This window comes from Streptomyces sp. NPDC059668 (assembly GCF_042734135.1).
Classification (GTDB): domain Bacteria; phylum Actinomycetota; class Actinomycetes; order Streptomycetales; family Streptomycetaceae; genus Streptomyces.
Genome location: NZ_JBHWEL010000003.1, coordinates 208,325 through 213,454, shown reverse-complemented (window position 1 = coordinate 213,454; position 5,130 = coordinate 208,325). Strand labels below are relative to the sequence as shown.

Annotated in this window: 4 protein-coding genes; all 4 read right to left on the bottom strand. The window is 71.4% G+C overall.

The genetic code is table 11. The features are described from left to right. Positions 1 to 236: 236 nt before the first annotated feature. Genes kdpA through kdpF form a run of 4 tightly spaced genes read right to left on the bottom strand, consistent with a single transcriptional unit; the run spans position 237 to position 5,009 of the window. The gene (kdpA, locus tag ACFV2J_RS04610) at positions 237 to 1,886 is read right to left on the bottom strand and encodes a potassium-transporting ATPase subunit KdpA (RefSeq protein ID WP_385092786.1); all 1,650 of its coding nucleotides are present in this window, start codon (positions 1,884 to 1,886) and stop codon (positions 237 to 239) included. Between the two features lie 2 nt (positions 1,887 to 1,888). Further along, on the bottom strand, positions 1,889 to 2,749 hold the full coding sequence (locus tag ACFV2J_RS04605) for a potassium-transporting ATPase subunit C (protein ID WP_385092783.1): 861 nt from the start codon (positions 2,747 to 2,749) through the stop codon (positions 1,889 to 1,891). 2 nt (positions 2,750 to 2,751) lie between these two features. Then, positions 2,752 to 4,920, bottom strand: coding sequence for a potassium-transporting ATPase subunit KdpB (gene kdpB / locus ACFV2J_RS04600; RefSeq protein WP_385092781.1), 2,169 nt, complete (start codon positions 4,918 to 4,920; stop codon positions 2,752 to 2,754). Beyond that, the gene (gene kdpF, locus ACFV2J_RS04595) at positions 4,920 to 5,009 is read right to left on the bottom strand and encodes a K(+)-transporting ATPase subunit F (RefSeq protein WP_385092778.1); all 90 of its coding nucleotides are present in this window, start codon (positions 5,007 to 5,009) and stop codon (positions 4,920 to 4,922) included. The genes kdpB and kdpF overlap by 1 nt, the downstream gene beginning before the upstream one ends. Between the last annotated feature and the right edge of the window lie 121 nt (positions 5,010 to 5,130).

Sequence of the window (5,130 nt, the reverse complement as noted above, 5' to 3'; positions counted from 1 at the left end):
CCCACACCCCCCCCCGCTCCGCCTGCCCCCCTCCCAGGACACCCCCCCGCCCCCCCCCGCGCCCCCCCCCCACCCCCCCCCCCACCCCCCCCCCCGGGGGGGGCCGCCCCCCCCCGCCGGTGGCGGCCGCGCTAGGTCACACCAATACACCAACGCACCGACGCATCGGTCGCGTGGTGCGCGTGGTGCCGTACCGGCTGAGCCTGTGACGGGCCGGGAGCTCAGCCGGTACGGGGTTACAGGAGCCCGTCGGCGACGGCGCCGAGGGACAACGCGGGCAGGAAGTTGAGCAGTGCCAGGACGACGGCCGCGGCCGTGGCGAGGACGACGAAGTTGACACCCTGGGCGCGCAGCGTGCCGGCCGTGACGATCCCCGGCTGTTGTCCGGCGAGTCGTCCGGCCAGGACCAGTACGGCCACGATCGGCAGATACCGCCCCGCCAGCATCGCGACCACCATCAGCAGGTTGTGGAAGTCGGTGGCGCCGTTGAAGCCCGCCATCGCGCTGCCGTTGCTGTTCGTGTTGCTCGTGTAGGCGTAGATCAGCTCCGTGAGACCGTGTGCCCCCGGATTGCCCATCGAGGTCGGCCCGTCGCCGAAGGCGAGCGCGACACCCGTGCAGGCCAGGATGACGGTGGGCGGGATCAGCGCGTACACCACCACCCAGCGCATCTCCCCGAACCCGATCCGCTTGCGCAGGTATTCGGGCGTGCGGCCGACCATCAGACCGCCGATGAAGACGGCCACCAGCACCACCATGATCAGGCCGTACAGTCCGCTGCCCGTGCCGCCGGGCGCGATCTCACCGAGCATCATCGCGGACAGCAGCACCCCGCCGCCGAGACTGGAGAAGCTGTCGTACGACGAGTTGGCCGCGCCGTCCGCCGAGCCGGTGGCCCCCACCCCGAACAGTGTCGAGCCGGGGACGCCGAAGCGGGTCTCGGTGCCCTCGTAAGGACCGCCGACCGCCTGGGTGACCGTGCCGGTGTGCGCGGACTGGGCCAGCGTCGCGGCGGCGAGGAGCAGACCGAACAGGACGCCGACGACCGTCAGCAGGGTCCAGCCCTGCTTCGTGCTGCCGATCATCCGGCCGAACATGCGGATGCAGGCCGTCGGGATCAGCAGCATCAGCACGATCTCGAAGACGTTGGTCCAGGCGCTCGGATTCTCGAACGGGTGGGCACTGTTGGCGTTGAAGACGCCGCCGCCGTCACCGGTGAAGAGCTTGACCGGCTCCCAGGAGCCCACCGGTCCGTCGAGGATCGTCTGCCGGCCGCCGGCGACCGTGGTGACGACGTGGCCCGCGCCGAGACCCTGGACGACCCCGCCCGCCATCAGGATCAGGCCGCCGACGACCGCCATCGGGACGAGGACGCGGAAGATCGTGCGAAGGAGGTCGACCCAGAAGTTGCCGAGGTCGGCGGTGCCGCGCCGGACGAGCCCCCGCACCAGGGCGAGCGCGACGCAGATACCGACCGCCGCCGACGCGAACGCCTGGACACCCAGACCCGCCATCACGGCGAGGTGCCCGGTGGTGGACTCACCGGCGTAGTTCTGCCAGCTGGTGTTCGTCGTGAAGGAGACGGCGGTGTGCAGCGCGAGCCGCCACGGCATGCCCTCGTGCCCCGTCGACCAGGGCAGCCCGCCCTGGAGGGTGAAGAGGGCGAAGAGCGCCGCGACGCTCATGGCCGAGAAGGCGAGCAGGGCGGTGAGGTAGTGCCGCCAGGTCTGTTCCCGGTCCGGGTCGATTCCGCACACGCGGTAGAGGGCTCGCTCGCCGCGCCAGTGCCTGCCGCCGTCGAGGGCCCGGGCCATGTAGTCGCCGAGCGGTACGTGCAGCCCCACCACCACGGCGAGGACGAGAGATGCCTGGATCCAGGCCGCCATGATCAGGCTCCCTGCTGGGGGTAGGTACGGTCGAGCGCGATGTTCAGCTCGACGACGTCGACGCCGGGCTCACCGAGCACGCCGAGCGTTCGGCCGGTGGTGTACGTCTCGATCAACTCGCGTACGTCGGACACGTCCGCGCCGCGTTCGCGGGCGACGCGGGGCGCCTGGAGCTTCGCGTACGCCGGGCTGATGTGCGGGTCGAGCCCGCTGCCGCTCGCGGTCACCGCGTCGGCGGGGACGACCGGGTCGGCCGGCGCGTCGCCGCGTACGGGGACGGTCACGGCGTGGCTGTAGTCCGCGCCGGGCGCGGCGCAGGTGACTTCAACTCCCTTGTAGGAGCGGATGAACGGTCTGGCCGGGCAGGCCTGGTCGAGGCTGACGACCCGGGTGACCCTGCCGCTCGTACCGCCGTCGTGGAAGACGCCGAGGACCGCTCCCACACCGTCCGGTGTGCAGAACGGGCGGGAGCCGTCGACGCCTTCGAGTTCGCCGACCGCCTTGCTGCGCCCGCACACCAGGGTGAGCAGGCTCGGTCTGTCGGCGGTGTCGACGACGGACTCGGGGCCCTGGTTCCCGGCTCCGGACGCGGTCGCGTCGTACCCCGTACCGGCGTTGGACGGCCGGGACTGGAAGTACCGCTTCAGCGGGTCGCCCTTGGCGTCCGTGAAGGACTGGCCGATCAGGGGGGATCCGGCGTCCCGGCCGTCGGCGGCGGTGACCTCGGACCTGCCCTTCAGGCCGGGGACCTGGGCGAAGGCCGTCATGGCCAGCGGATAGGCCAGCCCGGTCAGGAGGGTCAGTGCGAGGACCACCCGGAGCGCCGCGAGGTGCTGGGCGAGCCAGTGCGGGATGCGTGTCATGGTCAGATCCCCGGGATGAACTGGACGAGGGCGAAGTCGATGAACTTGATGGCCAGGAACGGCGCGACGACACCGCCGAGCCCGTAGATCCACAGGTTGCGGGTGAGCAGGGCGGAGGCGGACGACGGCCGGTAGCGCACGCCGCGCAGGGCGAGCGGGATCAGCGCCACGATGACCACCGCGTTGAACACCACCGCGGAGAGGATCGCGGACAGCGGCGAGTGCAGCGCCATGATGTTGAGCCGGTCGAGGCCCGGATAGACGGCGGCGAACATCGCGGGCAGGATCGCGAAGTACTTGGCGATGTCGTTGGCGATCGAGAACGTCGTCAGCGCGCCCCGGGTGATGAGGAGTTGCTTGCCGATCTCGACGATCTCGATGATCTTCGTGGGGTCCGAGTCGAGGTCGACCATGTTGCCGGCCTCCTTGGCGGCCGACGTCCCGGTGTTCATCGCCACGCCGACGTCGGCCTGTGCGAGCGCCGGGGCGTCGTTCGTGCCGTCGCCCGTCATCGCGACGAGGTGACCGCCCGCCTGCTCCCGCTTGATCAGCTCCAGTTTGTCCTCGGGCGTGGCCTCGGCCAGGAAGTCGTCGACGCCCGCCTCCTCGGCGATCGCCTTCGCGGTCACGGGGTTGTCGCCGGTGATCATCACCGTACGGATGCCCATCCGCCGCAGCTCGTCGAAGCGTTCGCGCAGACCCGGCTTGACGACGTCCTTGAGGTGGACGACGCCGAGCACCTCGGCCCGACCGTCGTCCGTGGACCGCGCGACGGCCAGCGGGGTACCGCCCGACGCGGAGACCCGTTCCACGAGCGCGTCCAGCGTGAGCGGGACCTCGCCGCCCTGCTCGCGCACCCAGGCCGAGACCGACGCCGCGGCGCCCTTGCGCAGTCGCCGCCCGTCGGGGAGGTCGACTCCGGACATACGGGTGGCGGCGGTGAACGGCACCCACTCGGCGCCGTGCGCGACCTGCCGGGTCATCTCGTGCTTCTCGTGGGCGAACTCGACGATGGAACGGCCCTCGGGCGTCTCGTCCGCCAGGCTGGAAAGCAGCGCGGCCCGCGCCAGCTGGTCCTCGAAGACGTCCCCGACCGGGAGGAACGCGCTCGCCCGCCGGTTGCCGAAGGTGATCGTGCCCGTCTTGTCGAGCAGCAGGGTGTTGACGTCGCCGGCGGCCTCGACGGCCCTGCCGGACATGGCCACTACGTTCCTCTGCACCAGCCGGTCCATACCCGCGATACCGATCGCGGAGAGCAGCGCGCCGATCGTGGTCGGGATCAGACAGACGAGCAGCGAGACGAGGACGATGGCGGTGACACCGCTCGCGTTCAAGGCCGTGGTGTCGTGCGCGGCGGCCATCGCGTCCTTGGAGAAGATCGCCATCGGCTGGAGGGTCACGACCGCGACCAGGAAGACGAAGGTCAGCATGACCAGCAGCAGGTTGAGGGCCAGCTCGTTGGGCGTCTTCTGCCGGTCGGCCCCCTCGACCAGGGCGATCATCCGGTCCAGGAAGCTGTCCCCGGGCTCCTGGGTGACGCGTACGACGAGGTGGTCGGAGAGCACCCGGGTGCCGCCGGTGACCGCGCTGCGGTCGCCGCCCGACTCACGGATGACCGGCGCCGACTCACCGGTGATCGCCGACTCGTCGACGCTCGCCGCGCCCTCGACGACATCGCCGTCCCCGGGGATGAACTCCCCGGCCGGTACGGAGACGATGTCGCCCCGCCTCAACTCCGAGGCCGCGACGGCCTCTTCGAGGTAGGCGTCCTTGGCGGCCCCGGGCTCCCAGCCCGCGAGCCGCCACGCGGTGGTCTGCTGCCGGGTCCGGCGCAGCGAGTCGGCCTGCGCCTTGCCGCGGCTCTCGGCCACGGCTTCGGCGAGGTTGGCGAAGACCACCGTCAGCCACAGCCAGCCGGTGATCAGCCACGCGAAGAGACCGGGGTGGACCATCGCGATGCCGGTGGTCAGCGCGGCACCGACCTCGGTCACGAACATGACCGGGTTACGGAACAGGGTCACCGGGTTCAGCTTGGTGAACGCCTGCGGGAGAGCGCGCCACAGCTGCGTCGGATCGAGCGTTCCGGCACCAACCCGGTGTGGCGGCCGGTCCGTTCCGGGCGGAGGGGAGTCCGGCACGGGTGCGGGCAGGGTCTGGGCGGGGGCGGACATCAGAACTTCTCCGGCTTGATCAGGGCGAGGACCAGGTAGGCGAGCAGGGCGACGGCCACGATCAGGCCGACGGCGTTCTCGACGGTCATCGAGGCCTCGTTCTCAGGGGTGGAGGGGTTTGGTTCGGTGGGTGGGGTGGGGTAGCCACCGACCGTGGGGGGTCAGGTGCCGGGGGGGGCCCCGACCCCCCCCGCCGGGGGGGGCCCCGGG